Here is a 289-nt window from a genome sequence, read left to right as displayed (position 1 = left end):
TGATGCTGAGGCGCTTGCTACTGCACTTGTTGACGCTGAAGCTGAAGCTACTGCACTTGTTGAGGCTGAAGCTGAGGCTACTGCACTTGTTGACGCTGAGGCTGAAGCCACCGCACTTGTTGACGCTGAAGCTGAAGCCACTGCACTGGTTGACGCTGAAGCTGAGGCTACTGCACTTGTTGACGCTGATGCTGAAGCTACTGCACTAGTAGATGCTGAGGCTGAAGCTACCGTACTCGTTGACGCTGAAGCTGAGGCTACTGCACTTGTTGACGCTGAAGCACTTGCT

Annotated in this window: 1 pseudogene; it reads left to right on the top strand. The window is 53.6% G+C overall.

Annotated elements, in window-relative coordinates:
• Positions 1 to 289 (top strand): annotated as a pseudogene (locus ADH52_RS11395) (peptidase); the annotation flags it as partial.

This window comes from Streptococcus pseudopneumoniae, assembly GCF_001072665.1.
Taxonomy (GTDB): Bacteria; Bacillota; Bacilli; order Lactobacillales; family Streptococcaceae; genus Streptococcus; species Streptococcus pseudopneumoniae_S.
Note: the sequence above shows the minus strand (reverse complement) of the source record. Positions and strands in the feature narration are given on the sequence as shown.